This is a genomic window from Microbacterium insulae, assembly GCF_042677065.1.
GTDB classification, from domain to species: Bacteria; Actinomycetota; Actinomycetes; order Actinomycetales; family Microbacteriaceae; genus Microbacterium; species Microbacterium insulae.
This window is the reverse complement of sequence record NZ_JBHTII010000001.1, coordinates 21,543-40,473: the sequence shown is the minus strand read 5'-3', so window position 1 is coordinate 40,473 and position 18,931 is coordinate 21,543. Positions and strand designations below refer to the sequence as shown.

Below are 18,931 nucleotides of genomic sequence, written 5' to 3'. Positions count from 1 at the left end.
GTCGCGGCGCTGTGGTCAGGGCAGCTCGATGCCGGCGGTCGGCGTCGCGCCGTGGCGGCGCACCTTGATCACCCGGAATCCTCGTCCCGTCGCGGCGCGGTGCACGCTGTATCCTCGCTCGAACGTCGCGGCCAGCCACCGCTGCAGCGAATCCGAGCCGAGGTTGCGCTGCACCACGAGCCACGCGTCGGCGCGTTCGTCGAGCCGCGGGATCCATCGCTCGAGCAGGCCGTGGAGCTCGTTCTTGCCCACGCGGATCGGGGGATTGGACCGGATGCTGCGGAACGCGACGTCGTCGGGAACATCGTCGGGCAGCACGGCGTTGACGTTGTGGAGGCCGAGCGCCTCGGCATTGCGGCGCACGAGGTCCAGCGCCCGCTCGTTGACGTCGACCGCCCACACCGTGGCGTGCGGGGCATCCAGCGCCAGCGAGAGGGCGATCGGACCCCATCCCGCCCCGAGGTCGAGCAGGTTGCCGCCGGGCGGCGGCGGGGGCGTGTTGGAGAGCAGCACCTCGGTACCCGAGTCCACGTGATCGGGACTGAAGACTCCGCCGGCGGTCGTCACCTCGACGTCGCGTCCGGCGAGCGTGACCCGGATGCGGCGGAGGTTCTCGGGACTGGCGGGCGATGCACTGAAGTAGTGGTCGCTCCCCATGACCGACGAGCCTAGCGGAGGACCTCCCCGAGGCGGGAGGCTAGACTTCACGGATGCCTCGAACAGGCCGATGAGGCCGCGAAAGCATCATCTCGAGAGGAACGAATGACGGATACGACAACCCCCCGCAGCACGGACGAGACGCCGGTGGACCCGGTGGATCGGGTGCTGTCGCGCGCCGACGCGCGGTCCGGGGTGCGTGTGTTCGGAGCCGCTCAGGCGCTGCAGGACGAGGCGACGATCGGCCGTACCGACACCGATGGCGAGCAGTGGGATCGCGAGGAGCGGGCGGCGCTGCGGCGTGTGCCGGGACTCTCGACGGAGCTCGAGGACGTCACCGAGGTCGAGTACCGGCAGCTGCGCCTCGAGAACGTCGTGCTGGTGGGCGTGCACCCACAGGGAGAGCAGGAGGACGCCGAGAACTCGCTGCGCGAACTCGCCGCCCTCGCCGAGACCGCCGGTGCCGTTGTGCTCGACGGGGTGCTTCAGCGCCGGCCCCACCCCGACCCGGCGACCTACGTCGGGCGCGGCAAGGCCGAGGAGCTGCGCGACATCGTCGCCGCCGTCGGCGCAGACACCGTGATCGCCGACACCGAGCTCGCGCCCAGTCAGCGGCGTGCGCTCGAAGACGTGGTGAAGGTCAAGGTGATCGACCGGACCACCGTGATCCTCGACATCTTCAGTCAGCACGCCAAGAGCCGCGAGGGCAAGGCGCAGGTCGAGCTCGCGCAGCTCGAGTACCTGCTTCCCCGGCTCCGAGGCTGGGGTGACTCGATGAGCCGCCAGGCCGGTGGTCAGGTCGGTGCGGGCGGTGCCGGCATGGGCTCTCGCGGACCCGGTGAGACCAAGATCGAGCTCGACCGCCGCCGCATCCGCACCCGGATGGCGCAGCTTCGTCGCCAGATCCGCGACTTCGCGCCCGCGCGCGACGCCAAGCGCGCCGAGCGCAAGCGCCACACGATCCCGTCCGTCGCCATCGCCGGGTACACCAACGCGGGCAAGTCGAGTCTTCTCAATCGCCTCACGAGCGCCGGCGTGCTCGTCGAGAACGCCCTCTTCGCCACGCTGGATGCCACGGTCCGCCGCTCCGAGACGACCGACGGTCGCATCTACACGCTGACCGACACGGTCGGCTTCGTGCGCAACCTGCCGCACCAGCTCGTCGAGGCTTTCCGCTCCACGCTCGAAGAGGTCGGCGGGTCCGACGTGATCGTGCACGTCGTCGACGGATCGCACCCCGACCCGGCGGCGCAGCTCGCGACGGTCCGCGATGTGATCGGCGATGTGGGAGGTCGCGACATCCCCGAGATCGTGGTCTTCAACAAGGCCGATCTCGTCGACGAGGACACGCGCCTCGTGCTGCGCGGACTGGAGCCGAAGGCGCTCTTCGCCTCGTCGCGCACAGGGGAGGGGATCGACGCGCTGCGGGCAGCCGTCGAGGCCGCTCTGCCGCTTCCCGCGGTCGAGCTGGACGTCCTGGTGCCCTACGACCGCGGCGAGCTGGTCTCGGCCATCCACGAGCAGGGCATGATCCTGTCGCAGGCGCACGAGGAGGGAGGCACCGCGGTGCACGCCCGGGTCGGTGAGCACCTCGCGGCGCGCCTCGCGCCGTTCGTGCGCCCGAACTAGTCCAGTTCGAGCGGCGCGACGCCGTCGGGCTCGAATCCGAGGATGCGGCCGAGGAACGCGATCTCGGCCTCGAGCTGCCGCACGACGGTCTCCGCGCGCCGGAACCCGTGCCCTTCGCCCTCGAACGCCAGGTAGGCGTGGGGCACGCCGTTGGCGGCGAGCGCATCGCGCACGGCTTCGGACTGCGACGGCGGGACCACCGCGTCCTCGAGCCCCTGCTCGATGAGCATCGGCGTGCGGAGGCGGTCGAGGTGCGACAGCGGGGAGCGTTCGATGTAGAGCTGTTCGGCGGCCGGGAGCGGACCGACCATCGAGTCGAGATAGCGCGCTTCGAAGTCGTGCGTGTCCGCAGCGAGTCGACGCAGATCCGCGACGCCGTAGCGGCTGATGCCGGCGGCGAACGCCTCCCCCCGGGTCAGAGCGCACAAGACGGTCCAGCCGCCGGCCGAGCCGCCGGCCACCGCAAGCCGGCGGGGATCGCCGAAGCCCGCGTCGCCTACCCCCGAGGCGGCGGCGAGGACGTCGTCGACGTCGACGACCCCCCACTGTCCGAGCAGGCGCTCGCGGTATGCGCGGCCGTAGCCGGTCGATCCTCCGTAGTTGACGTCCAGGACCCCGATCCCGCGACTGGTGAAGAAGGCGATCTTGCTCGACGGCGCACCACCGACATGGGTCGTGGGGCCGCCGTGCACGAACACCACGTAGGGCGGGCGCTCGCCGTCGGGACCGATGGCGTGCGGATTCGTGGGCGGGAAGTCGAATGCATGCACCGGTCCGCGCGGGCCGTCGAACGTGACGGCGCGGGCCCGCGGCATCCACTCGACGCCCCAGGGTGATCCGCCGCCCGCCACGCGCACGGCCGAGGCGGGGTCGTCGACGTCGAGATCCCACAGCGCCGTGCCTTCTGCGCCGGACCCGCTCACGAGCACACGCGTTCCGCGGGCGTCCTCGACGCACAGACCCGCGATGGCGTCGATCGCGAGCGGCTGGACGGTATCGCCGTCGATGAGCACGAGCTCGTCGGAACCGTGGGTGCGCACCGCCACCACCCGGCCGTCCTCGAGCACGGTGAACCAGCGCTGTCCGAGCGCCCACAGCGGTCCGCCCGTGTCGGCATCGGCGGGAGCGATCGGCCGATGCGCGAGATCGGCCGTGAGTCGGAGCCGCCAGAGGTTCCAGCGTCCGGTGGGGTCATCGGCGTAGAGCAGGTCGTCGTCGTCGAGCCACTCGGGCTGGAGCGGAGCGCTCCCGCCCCCGGCGACCGTCGTCCACTCGGCCACGACGCCGTCCTCGAGGCGGCCGACACGCAGTTCCGTGCGGTCCCACGGCATCGCGGGATGGTCCCACGCGATCCAGGCGAGGTGGGAGCCGTCCGGCGACAGCGCCGGATGCGCCAGGAAGTGGCTGTCCTCGACGAGCGACGTCAGGGACGAGGCATCCCGCGCCGCGCTGCCGTCCAGGGGGATCTCGACGATGTCGCGGTGCGGAACCGCCGATCCGCCGTGGGTCTCGCGCACGGCGAGGAGTCGTCCGCCCTCCCACGTCAGTCCGCCGAACCGCACGTCGCCGCCGTCGGGCGTGAGCGGATGCGGTGCCGCGGCGCCGTCGGACATCCAGACGCGCTGGTCCGCCTTCTCGACGAACACCAGACGCTTCCCGTCCACCGCGGTCCAGGCGCCGCCGCCGTACTCGTGCACCCGCGAGCGCGCACTCCACGGCGGAGGGATCAGGTCGGAGACAGCACCGGATGCCGCACGCCGGCGCACCGCGGTGCGGCCCGCCTCCTCGGCCACCGTCTCGCCCCACCACACCTCGTCACCCACGTAGCGGGCGCCTTCGATGCGCGCGGACGCCGCCGAGACCGCCCGGGCGGACAGCGGGGAGGGCCAGGTGCCGTAGGGCCGGGGAGTGCTCACGAGACCACGCTAGGCGAAACAGTCCGGGTGAGCCTGTCGAAACAGTTCTGTTGAGCCTGTCGAAACAGTTCTGTTGAGCCTGTCGAAACACAAGGTCACAGGGAGAGCCCGCCCGCCGCCACTGGGCTAGCTTGGTCCCATCGTCGCCCGGGCCATCCCGGGCAGGGAGCGACAGCCGAGCCCGGCACCCGCCCGCGATGACCACCGCGCCACCGGACTCCGGCGGCGCGACCGTCCGCGGCCGTCCGGCCCTTCGTCCCTCCGAGAGCACGCCATGTCGATCGACCTCAGCACCCCTCCGGTGCCGTTCTCGTTCGAGGTATACCCGCCGAAGTCCGATGCCGGGGTCCTCGCCCTGCACGAGACGATCCGTCGGCTCGCCGCCGCGGGTCCGCGATTCATCTCGGTCACCTACGGCGCGGGCGGCTCCACCGGCGGGCGGTCTCTCGATCTGCTCCGTCACATCCTCACCGAGACATCGGTGGCTCCTCTCGCGCACCTCACGTGCGTCGGCAACACCTACGCCGGCGCGAACGCCCTGATCCGCGAGTTCCTGGACGCCGGCATCACCGGTTTCCTCGCGCTGCGCGGCGACCCGCCGGCCGGTGCGGAGGAGGGTGAGGAGTTCCTCGGCGACCTGGAGAGCTCGGCTCAGCTGGTGCAGCTCATCGACCGCGTCCAGGCCGAGCGCGCGCCCTACACGGAGCGCCCGATCCCCGGTGTCCCCGGCGCGGCGCGGGTCGAACCGCGGCAGAAGGTCGACATCGCGGTCGCAGCGTTCCCCAACGGGCACCCGCGGTCGCGGCATCCCCGCGAGCACATCGACGCGCTGCTGGCGAAGCAGGCGGCCGGAGCGACGCTCGCCATCACCCAGCTGTTCTTCCACGCCGACGACTATCTCGCCTTCGCGCAGCGGTCGCGCGAAGCCGGCGTCACCATCCCGATCCTGCCCGGCATCATGCCGATCACGTCTCCGGCACGGCTCCGGCGCGTCCTCGAGCTGACCGGCGAGGACCTGCCGTCCGAGCTCGCGATACCGCTCGAGGTCGAGCCCACCGCCGAGGGGCAGCGCGCGGTGGGGATCGCCCACGCCGCCGGCCTCGCCCGAGACGTGGTGGCCGGCGGTGCGCCGGGCGTCCACCTCTACGCCTTCAACAGCCATGACACGGTGCTCGCGGTGCTCCGCGACGCCGGCATCCTCACCCACCCCCTCGAACAGGAGGCCGCACGATGACCGACCCCACTCCCGCCTTCCCCCGCGGAACGATCCTCGGATACCCGCGGATCGGCCGCCGCCGCGAGCTCAAGCGCGCCGTCGAGTCCCACTGGAAGGGCGCGATCGACGAGGCCGCGCTCGAGCAGACCGCGGCAGACCTGCGACGTGCCACGCGCGAGCGCCTGGCCGAGCTCGGGCTGGGCCGCGACGACTCCTCGATCCCCGAGTCGTTCTCCTACTACGACCAGGTGCTGGATGCCGCGGCCGCGGTGGGCGCCCTGCCTGAGCGATTCGCCGGCCTGCGCGAAGCCGACGGCACGGTCGGCCTCGCCGCGTACTTCACCGCGGCGCGCGGCGAGGGGGAGAACGCGCCCCTCGAGATGACCAAGTGGTTCGACACCAACTACCACTACCTCGTGCCCGAGATCGGCCCCGAGACGTCCTTCGCCCTCTCGAGCGACCGCTTCGCCCGCCAGGTGGCGGAGGCGAAGGCCGACGGCTTCACCGTCCGCCCGGTCGTCGTGGGCCCCGTGACGCTGCTCGCGCTCGCGAAGGCGACGGATGCCTCGCCCGACGGCTTCGATCCCCTCCGTCGCCTCGACGACCTCCTCCCGGTCTACGCGGAGCTGCTCGCGTCGCTCCGGGCGGTCGGCGCCGAATGGGTTCAGCTGGACGAGCCGGCGCTCGTGAGCGAGAGCCTTCCCGCGTCCGCGGACGCGCTCGCTGCGGCGGCGGAGCGCGCGTATGCGATGCTCGGCGGGTCCGCCGACCGCCCGGCCATCCTCGTGACGGCCGGTTACGCGCAGCTCTCGACCGAGGCGTGGACCGTGCTCGCCGCGGCGCCCGTCGAGGCGCTCGCGATCGACCTCACGCGCGGCGCCGTCCCCGCCCCCGCTGCCGGCCTGGACGGAAAGGTCCTCGTGGGAGGGGTCATCGACGGGCGCAACATCTGGCGCGGCGACCTCGCGGGCGCCTGGGCCACGCTCGAGGATCTCGGCAGGCTGGGCGCCGCGCAGATCTCCGCCGGCACCTCGACGTCCCTGCAGCACGTCCCGCACGACGTCGCCGACGAGTCCGCGCTCGACCCGCGCCTGGTGTCGTGGCTCGCGTTCGCCGACCAGAAGACGGCTCAGGTGGTGACGCTCGCGCGCGGGCTCTCCGAGGGAGCCGATGCCATCGCCGGGGAGGTGGCCGAGGCATCCGCCGCCCTCGCCGACCGTCGCAGCGCCCCCGGTGTGCGCGACGGCGCCGTCCGCGAGCGCGCCGCCGCCCTCACGCAGGCGGACTTCTCGCGGGTCGATTATGCCGCGCGCGTGGCCGCACAGCAGGAGGCGCTCGGCCTGCCCGTGCTCCCGACGACGACGATCGGCTCGTTCCCGCAGACCGGCGACATCCGCCGTGCCCGCGCGCGCCATGGGAAGGGCGAGATCACGACGGAGGAGTACGAGCAGTTCCTCCGCGACGAGATCGCCCGCGTGGTGACGCTCCAGGAGGACCTCGGTCTCGACGTCCTCGTGCACGGCGAGGCGGAGCGCAACGACATGGTGCAGTACTTCGCCGAGAACCTCGACGGGTTCGAAGTGACCCAGAACGGCTGGGTGCAGTCGTACGGCTCCCGCGCCACCCGGCCGTCGATCCTGTGGGGCGATGTGTCGCGTCCGGCGCCCATCACGGTGGCCTGGTCGGCCTTCGCGCAGTCGCTGACCGAGAAGCCGATGAAGGGGATGCTCACCGGACCGGTCACGATCCTGGCGTGGTCGTTCGTGCGCGACGACCAGCCGCTCGCCGACACGGCGAACCAGGTGGCGCTCGCCCTGCGCGACGAGATCGCCGACCTGGAGGCCGCCGGAATCGGCGTGATCCAGGTCGACGAGCCCGCACTCCGCGAGCTGCTGCCGCTGAAGCGGAACGACCAGCCGTCGTACCTCGAGTGGTCGGTCGGCTCGTTCCGTCTCGCCACCGCCGGGGCGGCGGAGTCCACCCAGGTCCACACCCACCTGTGCTACTCCGAGTTCGACGTCGTCATCGACGCGATCGCGGCTCTCGACGCCGATGTGACGTCGATCGAGGCGGCCCGAAGCCGCGGAGAGGTCATCGGGGACATCGCCGCGTCCGGGTTCACGCACGGTGTCGGCCCGGGTGTGTACGACATCCACTCGCCGCGCGTGCCGTCGGTCGCCGAGGTCGCGGATCTGCTGGACCGCGCCGCCACCGAGCTCCCCCTCCGGCAGGTGTGGGTCAACCCGGACTGCGGGCTCAAGACGCGCGGCTACGACGAGACCGTCGCGTCGCTGCGCAACATCATCGAGGCGACGCGGTCGATCCGCGACAAGGTCGGGGCGACCGTCTAGCGCTTCGGGCCCTTCTTCGCGGGGGCGGATGCCGCGGCCCCGGTGGCCGCGGCATCCGGCGTTCCGGCGGGCACGACCTCGTCTGCGGCCACCGTCTCGCCGGCGAGCACGAGGGCGTCCGCGTCGTCCGTGTCGACGATCTCGGACGCCTCCGCCTCGGCGCGCTCCTCCGCGCGTCGCTGCAGGATCTCCAGCAGCCACGCGACCACGAAGGCCACCACGATCACGAGCACCAGGTCGCCGAAGGACAGCGGGCGCAGAGCGAAGAGCCACAGCACGGCCAGCACGGCGATCACGGTGCGCACGAGCACCTTGTAGCGGGCGAGCCACGCACCGAATCCGCCGGTGTCCATGCCGCGAGCGGCCAGCTGCCGGCGCGCCGAGGCGTTGAGGCCGCCGACCGCGTCGCGGGTGGTCCGGGCGGCCGTCGACCTGCCCATGGCCCAGCCGAGCAGGGCGATGAAGACGCCGAGGACGCACAGCACGACGGCGGTGTGGGTCATGGCCCCGACCAGCTGGCTGTAGATCACGTCGAGCGCTGACGGGGAGAGCCCGAGGTCTCCCGCGACGATCCCCATCGCGGTGCTGCCGATGGAGAGGGTCGCGGCGAGCGCTCCCGCGCCGACCGCGATGCCCAGGCCGGTGCCCAGGACGGCGACGCTGCGGCGGCGGGCGAGCGCGATGCCGAGGCCGAACAGCGCGAGGGTGATGACGGGAATCCACCAGCCGAGAGTGGTGGCGAGCGCGTACGCGGTCCGGATGGCGGCGAGGTTGTCGCCCTCGCCGATGATCACGACGCGATCGATGGCCGGGATCAGCTGGGCGGCGCTGATCCCGCGGTCCACCAGTCGCTGCTTCACGTTGTCGACGATGGCACCCAGCTGGATGCCGACACCCTCGTCCGTGCGGACGACGAGACCGCCGCCGTCGGACGTCGCGGCCGTGGTGAGGGCGCGGTGCGCCGCGCGCGTCGCCGTCGCCCAGACGTCGGCGAAGGCATCCGATTCCACCACCCGCGTGACCGCGCCGCTCACGAGGTTCTCCAGGCCGTCGGCGGCCGGCTGCTGCAGGAGCGCGAGGGCCTGGGCGGCGCGCGGCGGGAAGCCGTCGATCGAGGTGATGCCGTCGAAGACGTTGGCGGTTAGCTGATCGAAGTCCACCTGGGCCGAGATCGCCTCCATCGTCTCGTCGATGATCATCGCCTGGACGGCGGTGTCGTCTACGAGGGGTGCGAGCGTGGAGACGAACGCGTCCTCCTCGACGAGCTGGACCCGCGCCCACGCCGACACGATCGACACGGGCACCAGGATCGCCGCCACGACGATGCAGATCGCGGAGACCGCCGCTCGCCAGCGTCCCCCGGTGACCGGTGGTGTCTGCGCGGGGGCGGCTCCGGCGGACAGCCGGGCATTCTCTGACTCCAGCTCGCGGATACGCGCGGCGAGGGCATGGGCGTCCTGGGTGTCGATGTCGCTCATGGCGACATTCTGCCCATCTTGCGTACGCGCGCGGGAAGATTCACCCGCGGCGGGTGATCGCCCGTGCCGTTCAGACGGCGCGGAGAACGGCGACCACCTTGCCCAGCACGACGGCCTCGTCGCCGAGGATCGGCTCGAAGGCGGAGTTGCGGGGCAGGAGCCACGTGTGACCGTCGCGCTGGCGGAAGGTCTTGACGGTCGCCTCGCCGTCGAGCATCGCCGCGACGATCTCGCCGTTCTGGGCGTCGGGCTGCGAGCGGACGACGACCCAGTCGCCGTCGCAGATGGCGGCGTCGATCATCGAGTCGCCCGACACCTTGAGCATGAACAGGTCGCCTTTCCCGACGAGCTGACGGGGGAGGGGGAAGATCTCCTCCACCTGCTGCTCGGCGGTGATGGGCACGCCTGCGGCGATCCTTCCGACGAGGGGCACCAGAGCTGCGTCGCCCACCGACGGGGCGGAGTCCGCCGGGCTCTCCGTCGCCACCCCCGGGAGATCGATGAGCACCTCCATCGCACGCGTCTTTCCCGCGTCGCGCCGGAGATACCCGCTCAGCTCGAGCTGATTGAGCTGGTGCGTCACGCTCGACAGCGACTTGAGGCCGACGGCATCGCCGATCTCGCGCATGCTCGGCGGATAGCCGTGACGGACGATCGAGCGCTGGATGACCTCGAGGATCGCGCGCTGCTTGTCGCTCAGGCTCTTGCGGCGACGCGTCTGCGGTCGCTCGCGCCCGGGGGCGTCGCTCATGTCCGGCTCCTGTCTCGCCGCCTCCCGGCGGCGCGGGGAGTGCAGCGGTCTTCGAATGTCGGAGGCCCGTGGTGGGGTACTCGTATCGAAACCGTATCCGGCTTCGTGGTCCGAACGGGGCAGCTTCACCGCGTGTCGCGTTCGACGATCACTCACCGTATCCGGCTGTTGACATCGTAGAACATCGAAGATAACTTCGGTACAGAGGTTCGCATCCCCCGCTCCCGGCCGAGCGGCGGATGCGAACCTCCCCCCACCAGGAGGAGCAGAAATGACCGCGATCGGCATCACGACCCCGTCGTTCGGCACCCGCGCATTCGCAGGGGAGCGTCATCGCACGCGCCTGCGCCTGACCGTGCGCGGACGCCGCGTCCTGGCGTCGCTCGCCGCGCTGCCGGCGGTCATCGCGATCGCCCTCGCCCTCGTCTCCGGCGGCACGGCGCTCGCTTCGCGCGAAGACGGTGCGGTAGCGGGGAGCTTCGAGACCGTGACGGTGTCCCACGGCGATTCGCTGTGGTCGATCGCCGAAGCGGTGGCGCCCCAGGCCGATCCGCGCGACGTCGTCGATGCGATCGTCCGTCTCAACGCACTCGACGGAGTGACGGTGCAGGCGGGTCAGAGCATCGCGATCCCCGCGGAGTACGCGTCGCAGCGCTGACGACGCGCTCTACCATGGGAGGGGTGAGTCCCCGCCTCGAAGACCTGCCCTTACGCGACGATCTCCGCGGAATGACGCCGTACGGCGCACCGCAGGCTCCGCTTCCGGTCGCCCTGAACGTGAACGAGAACACCCATCCCGTTCCGCAGGACGTCGCCGACGACATCCTGGACGCCGTCGCACTCGCCCTGCGCGAGGTGAACCGCTACCCCGACCGCGAGTTCACGGAGCTCCGCGAAGGATTCGCCGCCTACCTCGGGCACGGCCTGACGCGTGACCAGATCTGGGCGGCGAACGGCTCGAACGAGGTCCTCCAGCATGTGCTCCAGGCGTTCGGCGGTCCGGGGCGCACGGCGTTCGGCTTCGCGCCCACCTATTCGATGTACCCCCTGCTGACCCGCGCGACCGGGGCCGAATGGATCGCCGGCGGGCGGGGGGTGGACTACACGATCCGGGCCGACGACGCGGCGGCGCAGGTGGCGGATGCCGCGCCCGACGTCGTGTTCCTGTGCTCTCCGAACAACCCCACCGGCACGCCCCTCGGCCTCGACGTCATCGAGGCGGTCTACGACGCCGCGCCGGGCGTCGTCGTGGTCGACGAGGCGTACTTCGAGTTCGCGCCCCGTGACGAGCGGTCGGCCCTCACGATGCTCCCCGGCCGGGAGCGCCTCGTCGTGTCGCGCACGATGAGCAAGGCCTTCGCGTTCGCCGGTGCCCGCGTGGGGTATCTCGCCGCCGATCCGGCGCTCATCGACGCGCTGCGCCTCGTGCGCCTGCCCTATCACCTGAGCGCGCTCACGCAGGCTGCGGCATCCGCTGCCCTTCGCCACGCCCCCACGATGCTGCGCATGGTCGATGAGATCGTCGGCCAGCGGGATCGCATCTCGGCCACCGTGGAGGCCCTGGGATACACCCCCCACGAGTCCTGGACGAACTTCGTCCTCTTCGGGGGCGTCGACAACCCGTCGTCGACGTGGCAGGCCCTCTACGACCGAGGAGTGCTCATCCGCGACGTCGGCATCCCGCACCACCTGCGCGTGACCGCGGGCACCGAGGACGAGACGACGGCGTTCCTGGACGCGCTCGCCTCGATAGGATCGGACGCATGAGCGCCGCCCCGCGTACCGCGTCCCTCCGCCGGGCGACGAGCGAATCGACCGTCGAGCTCGAGCTCGACCTCGACGGAGCGGGTCGGAGCCGCATCGACACGACGGTTCCCTTCTTCGACCACATGCTGACGGCGTTCGCGAAGCACTCGCTGACCGATCTCACGGTCCGCGCCTCGGGCGACACCGACATCGACGCGCACCACACCGTCGAGGACATCTCGATCGTCCTGGGCCAGGCGATCCGCGAGGCGCTCGGCGACAAATCCGGCATCTCGCGGTACGGCGACGCGCTGGTCCCGCTGGACGAAGCGCTCGCGCAGGCCGTGGTCGACATCAGCGGTCGGCCGTACCTCGTCCACACCGGTGAGCCCGCAGGCTTCGAGCACCACCTGATCGGCGGCCACTTCACGGGGTCGCTCGTGCGACACACCTTCGAGGCCATCTCGTTCCACGCGGCGCTCACCGTGCACGTGCGGCTGCTCGCCGGTCGTGATCCGCACCACATCGCCGAAGCGGAGTACAAGGCGTTCGCGCGCGCCTTCCGGAAGGCGAAGGCGCTCGATCCGCTCGTCGACGGCATCCCCAGCACGAAGGGCGCTCTGTGAGCTCCAGACCCGTCGTCGCCGTCCTGGATTACGGGTCCGGCAACGTCCACTCGGCGGTCAAAGCCCTCGACGCCGCGGGTGCCGATGCGCGGCTGACCTCCGATCGCACGCTCATCCGAGATGCCGATGGTCTCGTCGTCCCGGGGGTCGGGGCGTTCCGCGCCGTCATGGAGTCGCTGCGGTCCATCCGCGGCGGCGAGCTCATCGGACGCCGGCTGGCCGGCGGACGCCCGGTGCTCGGGATCTGCGTCGGCATGCAGGTCCTGTTCGAGCGCGGCGTCGAGCGGGGTGTCGACACGGAGGGACTGGCGGAGTGGCCGGGCGCCGTCACCGAACTCGACGCTCCGGTTCTGCCTCACATGGGCTGGAACACCGTCGAGCCGGGTGAGGGGTCCCGCCTGTTCCGAGGCCTCGAGCACGAGCGCTTCTACTTCGTCCACTCGTTCGGAGCGCAGCAGTGGGCCCTCGACGTCCAGGCCCCGTTCCCGCAGCCCGTTCTCACGTGGTGCACCTACGGGCAGCCTTTCCTCGCTGCCGTCGAGAACGGGCCTCTCTCCGCGACGCAGTTCCACCCCGAGAAGTCGGGGGATGCCGGCATCCGACTTCTCGCGAATTGGATCGACGGCCTCGCCGGGGATACCCTCTGAGATCGTGCCGTCGGCGGGAGCGCCGTCCCGAGACCTTTCCGCACGAGGAGCCATGAACGATTTCGCCTCAACGCCCGAACTGATCCTGCTTCCCGCGGTCGACGTCGCCGACGGCAAGGCCGTCCGCCTCACCCAGGGAGAGGCCGGAACCGAGACGAGCTACGGCGACCCCGTCGACGCGGCACTGGACTTCGCGCGGCAGGGCGCCCGGTGGATCCACCTCGTCGACCTCGACGCGGCGTTCGGCCGCGGCTCGAACGCGGGCATCATGCGCAAGGTCATCAAGCAGGTCCGCGGGGTCCAGGTGGAGCTGTCCGGCGGCATCCGCGACGATCGCACGCTCCAGGCCGCGCTCGAGAGCGGTGCCGCGCGCATCAACCTCGGCACCGCCGCGCTCGAGAACCCGGAGTGGGCCGCCGACGTGATCGGCCGCTACGGCGACGTGATCGCCGTGGGGCTGGACGTGCGCGGCACGACTTTGGCCGCGCGCGGATGGACCCGCGAAGGCGGCGATCTGTGGACCGTGCTCGACCGCCTGGAGTCGGCGGGCTGCAGCCGCTACGTCGTCACCGACGTGACCAAGGACGGCACGCTCCAGGGTCCCAACGTCGAGCTGCTCCGCGAGATGACCGCCCGCACTCCCAAGCCGATCGTCGCCTCGGGCGGCGTGTCGAGCCTGGATGACATCGCGGCGCTGCGCGAGCTCGTGCCGCTCGGCGTCGAGGGCGCGATCGTGGGCAAGGCCCTCTATGCGGGCGCCTTCACGCTCGCCGAGGCACTGGATGTCGCCGGACACTGATCCCGGCTCCGACTCGGCCGGAGTGCCGTGGGAGGGGCGCAGCTTCCACGCCAATCCGCACGCCGGCGATGACGGGTCGGCCGACCCCGCGCTCCTGGCGGCCCTCACGCGGTTCCGGGCGGGGGAGGGCAGCCAGGTCGAGGTCGTCGAGGCCTATCGGTCCGCGCGCCTGCTCATCCCGCTCCTCGCCGAGAAGGGCGACGAAGGCGTCGGCGCCCACGGGCTCGCGGTCGACAAGACCCAGGAGCTGTCGATCGTGACCGTCGCGGCGCCCGACGGACGACGGGTCCTCCCGGTTTTCACGTCGGTGGACGCCATGCAGCGATGGGATGCCTCGGCCCGTCCGGTTCCGGCCGAGGGCGTGCGCACGGCGGCCGCGGCATCCGCCGACGACACCGATCTCATCGTCATCGATCCGGGGTCTCCCACCGAGTTCGTGCTCCGGCGGCCCGCGCTGTGGGCGATGGCCCAGGGGCAGCCGTGGGAGCCGAGCTTCCTCTCGCCTGACGTGTTCGCCGGGCTCCAGGCGAGCATCGGCGGCGAGCTGGCGGTGATCGATCTCTCCGTCGAGGCGGGGGACCCGGATGCGCGCCTGCGGGGGCCGGAGCTCGTCGTCCGCCTCCAGCTGATCCACGGCCTCGCGCAGGCGGAGCTCGACGCCGTCCTGTCGCGGCTGGCCACGCGCTGGGCGGCGGACGACCGTATCGCGGTGCTCGTCGACTCGCTCGCCGTCAAGCTCCTGCGCGCCTGACACGTATTCCGCGGCGGCTCCCGCCCCTCGTGTGGTGCAGGCCGCAGATCGCCCGGCGGCCTCTTGCCCGAGTCCGCGCGGAGGCGGAGGATCACCACGGTGGAGGGGGAGTCATGGACACCGCGATGAAGCAGCAGTACCGCGACGCGCTCGAGGTCGCGCACCGCCACGCCCTCGAGTGGATCGAGTCGCTCGACGAGCGCCCGATCCGTCCCGAGCTCGATGTCGACGGGGTTCTCGCGCGCCTGCGACCTGAGCTCCCGGACACCGAATCGGATGCCGCGGCCGTGGTGGAGGAACTGGCCGAGGCATCCGCGCCCGGTCTCATGGCGATGGGCTCCTCGCGCTTCTACGGCTTCGTGATCGGCGGTGCGCACCCCGCGTCGCTCGGTGCCGACTGGCTGGTGTCGGCGTGGGACCAGAACACAGGCTCCCGTCAGCCGACGCCGGCGACCGCCGCGCTCGAGGAGGTGGCGGCGCAGTGGCTGCTCGCCATCCTGGGGCTGCCGAACGCAAGTGGCGTGGGGTTCGCGACCGGCGCGACGATGGCCAACACGTCGTGTCTCATCGTGGCGCGTGATGCGCTGCTGCGGCGAGCGGGCGCCGATCCGCTCGCGGGTCTCCAGGCGGGTCCGCCGCTGCGCTTCCTCGCGGGCGACGCCGTCCACACCTCCGTCGTGCTGGGCGGACGACTGGCGGGCCTCGGTGAGCCGCGGACCGTCGGCGCGGACGACCAGGGGCGCATCGACCTCGCCGGGCTCCAGCGCACCCTCGCGGCGGAGGACACCCCGGCGATCGTCGCGCTGCAGGCGGGCGACGTGCACTCGGGTGCTTTCGACGACTTCGGCGCCGCGATCGCCGTCGCGCACGATGCCGGCGCGTGGGTGCACGTCGACGGGGCGTTCGGGCTGTGGGCCGCGGCGAGCCCGCGGCTGCGCCACCTCACGACAGGCGTCGACGCCGCCGATTCGTGGGCGACCGACGCGCACAAGACTCTCAACGTGCCGTACGACTGCGGCGTGGCGATCGTGCGGGACGAAGCGGCGATGACCGCGGCACTCGGCGCTCACGCCGCGTACCTTCCGTCGGTCGAGGCGGTCTCGGACCCCTATGACCGCGTGGTCGAGCTGTCGCGGCGGGCGCGAGGGGTGCCGGTGTGGGCGGCGCTGCGGGCGCTCGGGCGCTCCGGGGTCGCGCGGCTGGTCGAAGGGCTGGCGGATGCCGCGACCGCTCTCGCCGAAGGCTTCCGGGCGATTCCGGGGCTCGAGGTCGTCAACGATGTCGTCTTCACACAGGTCTGCCTGGCCGCGCGTGATGGTGTCGAGACGGCGGCTCTCGGCGACTGGCTGCGTGCGGAGGGCACGGTGTGGGCGTCGTCATCGACCTGGCGCGGCCGCACGGTGGTGCGCTTCGCCGTGAGCAACTTCGCCACGGACGCCGAGGCCGTGCGCCGGACGGTCGACGCCGTGGCTCGCGGCGCGGCCGCGCTCGGCATCCGCGACGCGGTCTCCTAGGTGACCGGTCCTGTCCACTTCTCACCGGGGCCCTTGCCGATCGGGTCGGGAATGACCGACGCCTCGCGGAAGGCCAGCTGAAGCGACCGGAGCCCATCGCGGAGCGAGCGGGCGTGCATGTCGCTGATCTCGGGCGCGCCCGCCGTGATCAGCCCCGCGAGGGCGTTGATGAGCTTGCGCGCCTCATCGAGATCGGTCTGCGTGGCGGGGTCGTCCGCCAGGCCCACCTTGACCGCGGCGGCGCTCATGAGGTGGACTGCGGAGGTCGTGATGACCTCGACCGCGGGGACGTCGGCGATGTCGCGGCTCGCCGCCGCGGCGGCGCGCTCCTGCTCCTCCCAGCGGGCGTGGCGGTCGTCGTCGGCGGGCGGAATCGTGGTCACGCGCATCTCTCTGCTAGACTTGTGCGGATTCCGGTGCGATCTGTGCCGGACCGAAAGAGGATTACATCCCACCCGCGCTTGCCGCTCCAGGCTACCGGGTCACGCACTCCGCCCCGTCCGCTCTGCGGCCGGGGTAGCCGCTGAAGAGCGGGAACCGGGTGCACGAGCCGGCGCTCGAAAGCCCGGCCGGGTGGAATGAATGCTCTTCCGCCCGCGATGCTCCCGTGTCGCGGTGATCACCAGCCGCAACCCAAGGAGTTCCGCATCAGCGATCCCCGCACCAACGACCGCATCCGCGTCCCCGAGGTCCGCCTCGTCGGACCCGCGGGTGAGCAGGTCGGCGTCGTCCGCATCGAGGTGGCGCTGCGCCTGGCCCAGGAGGCCGACCTCGATCTCGTCGAGGTGGCCCCCAACTCGAAGCCTCCCGTGGTCAAGATCATGGACTACGGCAAGTTCAAGTACGAGGCTGCGCAGAAGGCCAAGGAAGCGCGTCGCAATCAGGCGAACACCGTCCTCAAGGAGGTCCGGTTCCGTCTGAAGATCGAGGCCCACGACTACATCACCAAGCTCAAGCGCGCCGAGGGATTCCTCAAGGCGGGCGACAAGGTCAAGGCGATGATCCTCTTCCGCGGTCGCGAGCAGTCGCGTCCCGAGCAGGGTGTTCGCCTCCTCCGCAAGTTCGCCGAGGACGTCGCCGAGTTCGGCACCGTCGAGTCGAACCCGACGATCGACGGACGCAACATGGTCATGGTGGTCGCCCCGCACAAGAACAAGTCCGAGGTGAAGACCGAGCAGAACGCTCAGCGCGCCGCGAACAAGGAGGCCGCGCGATCCGCCCGCACCGGGGCGGCTCCCGAAGCCGAGGCAGAGCCGGCATCCGCCGAGTAAGCCCCCACAGACTCCCGCACCGCGGGACACCGACTCCCGCCTGAGCGGGATGTGAAACGAAGGAAGAAGAGATGCCGAAGCAGAAGACCCACTCGGGCGCCAAGAAGCGCTTCAAGGTCACCGGCAGCGGAAAGCTCATGAAGCAGCAGGCGAACCTTCGCCACAACTTCGAGGGCAAGTCCAGCCGCCGTACCCGCCGCCTGTCGCAGGAGCAGGTCCTCGCCCCGGGCGACGCCAAGGTCGCGAAGAAGCTCCTCGGCCGCTGACGCGAGCCGACGCAAGTTAGGAACACCAAGAAATGGCTAGAGTCAAGCGGGCCGTCAACGCCCACAAGAAGCGTCGCGTCATCCTCGAGCGCGCCTCCGGTTACCGGGGCCAGCGCTCGCGTCTGTACCGCAAGGCGAAGGAGCAGGTCACCCACTCGCTCGTCTACGCGTACCGCGACCGCCGCAAGCGCAAGGGCGACTTCCGTCGCCTGTGGATCCAGCGCATCAACGCTGCGAGCCGCCAGAACGGCATCACGTACAACCGGTTCATCCAGGGCCTCGGCCTCGCGGGCGTTCAGGTCGACCGTCGTATGCTCGCGGAGCTCGCCGTGAACGAGCCCGCCGTCTTCGCCTCGCTCGTCCAGACGGCCAAGGCCGCGCTGCCCGAGAACGTCAACGCTCCCAAGAGCGCCTGAGACGCAGCATCCCGAAAGGGGCGTCCTCCACGCGGAGGGCGCCCCTTTCGCCGTGCCGCAAAGCCGGGATCCGGATGCCGCGACCCTAGACTGATCCCGTGCTCGAGAACCCTCGCTCTCCGCGCGTTCGCGCCGTCGCGAAGCTGACCAAGCGCAGCGCGCGTCAGGAGACCGGACTGTTCCTCCTCGAGGGTCCGCAGGCCGCGCGAGAGGCGCTCGGACATCGCCCCGACACGCTGGTGGAGCTTTTCGCCACACCGACGGCGCTCGAACGTCATGTCGACGTCCGGGATGCCGCGCGGGAGGCGGGCGTCGAGGTGGTGTTCACGACCGAAGACGTGCTGGCCGCGATGGCCGACACCGTCACTCCGCAGGGGATCGTCGCCGTCGCACGCCAGTCGCCCACGTCCGTGCGCGACGTGTTCGCGGCATCCCCCCGTCTGGTCGCGATCTGCGAGGAGGTGCGCGACCCGGGGAACCTCGGCACGATCATCCGGGCAGCGGATGCCGCGGGCGCCGACGCCGTCGTCCTCACGGGCCGCACGGTCGATCCGTACAACCCCAAGGTGGTCCGCGCCACGACCGGCTCGCTCTTCCACGTCCCGGTCGCGGTCGGCGTCGACCTGGCCTCCGCCGTCGAGAAGGCCCATGCCGCCGGGGTGCGCGTCATCGCCGCGGACGTCGGCGGCGGAGACTTCCTCCGCTCGCGCGAGCTGCTCGCCGAGCCGACGGCGTGGCTGTTCGGCAACGAGGCGCGAGGACTCGACGAGTCCGCCCTCGCCCTTGCGGATGTCGCGCTGAGGCTGCCGATCTACGGGGCGGCGGAGTCGCTCAACCTCGCGACCGCCGCCAGTGTCTGCCTCTACGAGACGGCCTTCGCGCAGCGGGCGGGGTGAG

19 protein-coding genes are annotated in these 18,931 nt (G+C 71.4%); 14 read left to right on the top strand and 5 right to left on the bottom strand.

The window, feature by feature from the left end:
• Nucleotides 1–15 precede the first annotated feature (15 nt).
• Nucleotides 16–657 (bottom strand): class I SAM-dependent methyltransferase, encoded by a 642-nt coding sequence (locus ACFQ0P_RS00190; RefSeq protein WP_204979734.1) that lies wholly within the window; start codon nt 655–657, stop codon nt 16–18.
• Between the two features lie 105 nt (nt 658–762).
• Between ACFQ0P_RS00190 and hflX the strand changes: the two genes are divergently transcribed.
• Nucleotides 763–2,286, top strand: a complete 1,524-nt coding sequence (hflX, locus tag ACFQ0P_RS00185) for a GTPase HflX (protein ID WP_204979733.1) — start codon at nt 763–765, stop codon at nt 2,284–2,286.
• Here the strand turns inward: hflX and ACFQ0P_RS00180 are convergent.
• Nucleotides 2,283–4,202, bottom strand: coding sequence for a prolyl oligopeptidase family serine peptidase (locus ACFQ0P_RS00180; protein ID WP_204979732.1), 1,920 nt, complete (start codon nt 4,200–4,202; stop codon nt 2,283–2,285). The genes hflX and ACFQ0P_RS00180 overlap by 4 nt on opposite strands.
• A gap of 274 nt (nt 4,203–4,476) precedes the next feature.
• Here ACFQ0P_RS00180 and ACFQ0P_RS00175 point away from each other — a divergent pair, with 274 nt between their 5' ends.
• Together ACFQ0P_RS00175 and metE are read left to right on the top strand one after the other, a co-directional pair.
• On the top strand, nt 4,477–5,436 hold the full coding sequence (locus tag ACFQ0P_RS00175; RefSeq protein WP_204979731.1) for a methylenetetrahydrofolate reductase: 960 nt from the start codon (nt 4,477–4,479) through the stop codon (nt 5,434–5,436).
• Nucleotides 5,433–7,769, top strand: a complete 2,337-nt coding sequence (gene metE / locus ACFQ0P_RS00170; RefSeq protein WP_204979730.1) for a 5-methyltetrahydropteroyltriglutamate--homocysteine S-methyltransferase — start codon at nt 5,433–5,435, stop codon at nt 7,767–7,769. The genes ACFQ0P_RS00175 and metE overlap by 4 nt, the downstream gene beginning before the upstream one ends.
• Here metE and ACFQ0P_RS00165 read toward each other — a convergent pair.
• Nucleotides 7,766–9,247 (bottom strand): hypothetical protein, encoded by a 1,482-nt coding sequence (locus tag ACFQ0P_RS00165; protein WP_204979729.1) that lies wholly within the window; start codon nt 9,245–9,247, stop codon nt 7,766–7,768. The genes metE and ACFQ0P_RS00165 overlap by 4 nt on opposite strands.
• A 70-nt stretch (nt 9,248–9,317) precedes the next feature.
• Nucleotides 9,318–9,998, bottom strand: coding sequence for a transcriptional repressor LexA (gene lexA / locus ACFQ0P_RS00160; RefSeq protein WP_204979728.1), 681 nt, complete (start codon nt 9,996–9,998; stop codon nt 9,318–9,320).
• A gap of 271 nt (nt 9,999–10,269) precedes the next feature.
• Between lexA and ACFQ0P_RS00155 the strand changes: the two genes are divergently transcribed.
• The 7 genes from ACFQ0P_RS00155 (at nt 10,270) to ACFQ0P_RS00125 (ending at nt 16,081) form a co-directional block, all read left to right on the top strand.
• Complete coding sequence (locus ACFQ0P_RS00155) at nt 10,270–10,656, top strand: LysM peptidoglycan-binding domain-containing protein (RefSeq protein WP_204979727.1); 387 nt, start codon at nt 10,270–10,272, stop codon at nt 10,654–10,656.
• 14 nt (nt 10,657–10,670) lie between these two features.
• Nucleotides 10,671–11,765 (top strand): histidinol-phosphate transaminase, encoded by a 1,095-nt coding sequence (locus ACFQ0P_RS00150; protein WP_204979726.1) that lies wholly within the window; start codon nt 10,671–10,673, stop codon nt 11,763–11,765.
• The gene (gene hisB / locus ACFQ0P_RS00145) at nt 11,762–12,370 is read left to right on the top strand and encodes an imidazoleglycerol-phosphate dehydratase HisB (protein ID WP_204979725.1); all 609 of its coding nucleotides are present in this window, start codon (nt 11,762–11,764) and stop codon (nt 12,368–12,370) included. The genes ACFQ0P_RS00150 and hisB overlap by 4 nt, the downstream gene beginning before the upstream one ends.
• Nucleotides 12,367–13,017 (top strand): imidazole glycerol phosphate synthase subunit HisH, encoded by a 651-nt coding sequence (hisH, locus tag ACFQ0P_RS00140; protein ID WP_204979724.1) that lies wholly within the window; start codon nt 12,367–12,369, stop codon nt 13,015–13,017. The genes hisB and hisH overlap by 4 nt, the downstream gene beginning before the upstream one ends.
• 52 nt (nt 13,018–13,069) lie before the next feature.
• A complete protein-coding gene (priA, locus tag ACFQ0P_RS00135; RefSeq protein WP_204979723.1) occupies nt 13,070–13,816 on the top strand; it encodes a bifunctional 1-(5-phosphoribosyl)-5-((5-phosphoribosylamino)methylideneamino)imidazole-4-carboxamide isomerase/phosphoribosylanthranilate isomerase PriA in 747 nt (248 codons plus the stop codon).
• Nucleotides 13,800–14,567 carry an SseB family protein gene (locus ACFQ0P_RS00130; RefSeq protein ID WP_204979722.1) on the top strand — a complete coding sequence of 256 codons (768 nt, stop codon included), beginning with the start codon at nt 13,800–13,802 and terminating at the stop codon, nt 14,565–14,567. Before priA ends, ACFQ0P_RS00130 begins: the two co-directional genes overlap by 17 nt.
• 113 nt (nt 14,568–14,680) lie before the next feature.
• Entirely contained in the window at nt 14,681–16,081 is a 1,401-nt protein-coding gene (locus tag ACFQ0P_RS00125) for a pyridoxal phosphate-dependent decarboxylase family protein (RefSeq protein ID WP_378770950.1), read from the top strand.
• Here ACFQ0P_RS00125 and ACFQ0P_RS00120 read toward each other — a convergent pair.
• A complete protein-coding gene (locus ACFQ0P_RS00120) occupies nt 16,078–16,470 on the bottom strand; it encodes a DUF1844 domain-containing protein (protein ID WP_204979721.1) in 393 nt (130 codons plus the stop codon). The two genes, ACFQ0P_RS00125 and ACFQ0P_RS00120, sit on opposite strands and share 4 nt — an antisense overlap.
• A gap of 210 nt (nt 16,471–16,680) precedes the next feature.
• Here ACFQ0P_RS00120 and infC point away from each other — a divergent pair, with 210 nt between their 5' ends.
• The 4 genes from infC (at nt 16,681) to ACFQ0P_RS00100 (ending at nt 18,930) form a co-directional block, all read left to right on the top strand.
• A complete protein-coding gene (gene infC, locus ACFQ0P_RS00115) occupies nt 16,681–17,352 on the top strand; it encodes a translation initiation factor IF-3 (RefSeq protein WP_204979720.1) in 672 nt (223 codons plus the stop codon).
• Between the two features lie 71 nt (nt 17,353–17,423).
• Nucleotides 17,424–17,618, top strand: a complete 195-nt coding sequence (gene rpmI, locus ACFQ0P_RS00110) for a 50S ribosomal protein L35 (RefSeq protein WP_018172232.1) — start codon at nt 17,424–17,426, stop codon at nt 17,616–17,618.
• A 32-nt stretch (nt 17,619–17,650) separates the two neighbouring features.
• Nucleotides 17,651–18,034, top strand: coding sequence for a 50S ribosomal protein L20 (gene rplT / locus ACFQ0P_RS00105; RefSeq protein ID WP_204979719.1), 384 nt, complete (start codon nt 17,651–17,653; stop codon nt 18,032–18,034).
• Nucleotides 18,035–18,132: 98 nt separating this feature from the next.
• A complete protein-coding gene (locus ACFQ0P_RS00100; protein WP_204979718.1) occupies nt 18,133–18,930 on the top strand; it encodes a TrmH family RNA methyltransferase in 798 nt (265 codons plus the stop codon).
• Nucleotide 18,931 lies beyond the last annotated feature (1 nt).

Excerpts from the sequence above, each read along its gene's own strand:
- hisB (WP_204979725.1), top strand. The coding sequence starts at position 11,762 with ATGAGCGCCGCCCCGCGTACCGCGTCCCTCCGCCGGGCGACGAGCGAA.
- ACFQ0P_RS00165 (WP_204979729.1), bottom strand. The coding sequence starts at position 9,247 with ATGAGCGACATCGACACCCAGGACGCCCATGCCCTCGCCGCGCGTATC.
- ACFQ0P_RS00155 (WP_204979727.1), top strand. The coding sequence starts at position 10,270 with ATGACCGCGATCGGCATCACGACCCCGTCGTTCGGCACCCGCGCATTC.
- rpmI (WP_018172232.1), top strand. The coding sequence starts at position 17,424 with ATGCCGAAGCAGAAGACCCACTCGGGCGCCAAGAAGCGCTTCAAGGTC.
- ACFQ0P_RS00125 (WP_378770950.1), top strand. The coding sequence starts at position 14,681 with ATGGACACCGCGATGAAGCAGCAGTACCGCGACGCGCTCGAGGTCGCG.
- lexA (WP_204979728.1), bottom strand. The coding sequence starts at position 9,998 with ATGAGCGACGCCCCCGGGCGCGAGCGACCGCAGACGCGTCGCCGCAAG.
- priA (WP_204979723.1), top strand. The coding sequence starts at position 13,070 with ATGAACGATTTCGCCTCAACGCCCGAACTGATCCTGCTTCCCGCGGTC.
- rplT (WP_204979719.1), top strand. The coding sequence starts at position 17,651 with ATGGCTAGAGTCAAGCGGGCCGTCAACGCCCACAAGAAGCGTCGCGTC.
- infC (WP_204979720.1), top strand. The coding sequence starts at position 16,681 with ATGCTCCCGTGTCGCGGTGATCACCAGCCGCAACCCAAGGAGTTCCGC.
- ACFQ0P_RS00190 (WP_204979734.1), bottom strand. The coding sequence starts at position 657 with ATGGGGAGCGACCACTACTTCAGTGCATCGCCCGCCAGTCCCGAGAAC.
- metE (WP_204979730.1), top strand. The coding sequence starts at position 5,433 with ATGACCGACCCCACTCCCGCCTTCCCCCGCGGAACGATCCTCGGATAC.
- ACFQ0P_RS00150 (WP_204979726.1), top strand. The coding sequence starts at position 10,671 with ATGGGAGGGGTGAGTCCCCGCCTCGAAGACCTGCCCTTACGCGACGAT.
- ACFQ0P_RS00175 (WP_204979731.1), top strand. The coding sequence starts at position 4,477 with ATGTCGATCGACCTCAGCACCCCTCCGGTGCCGTTCTCGTTCGAGGTA.
- ACFQ0P_RS00120 (WP_204979721.1), bottom strand. The coding sequence starts at position 16,470 with ATGCGCGTGACCACGATTCCGCCCGCCGACGACGACCGCCACGCCCGC.
- hflX (WP_204979733.1), top strand. The coding sequence starts at position 763 with ATGACGGATACGACAACCCCCCGCAGCACGGACGAGACGCCGGTGGAC.
- ACFQ0P_RS00130 (WP_204979722.1), top strand. The coding sequence starts at position 13,800 with ATGTCGCCGGACACTGATCCCGGCTCCGACTCGGCCGGAGTGCCGTGG.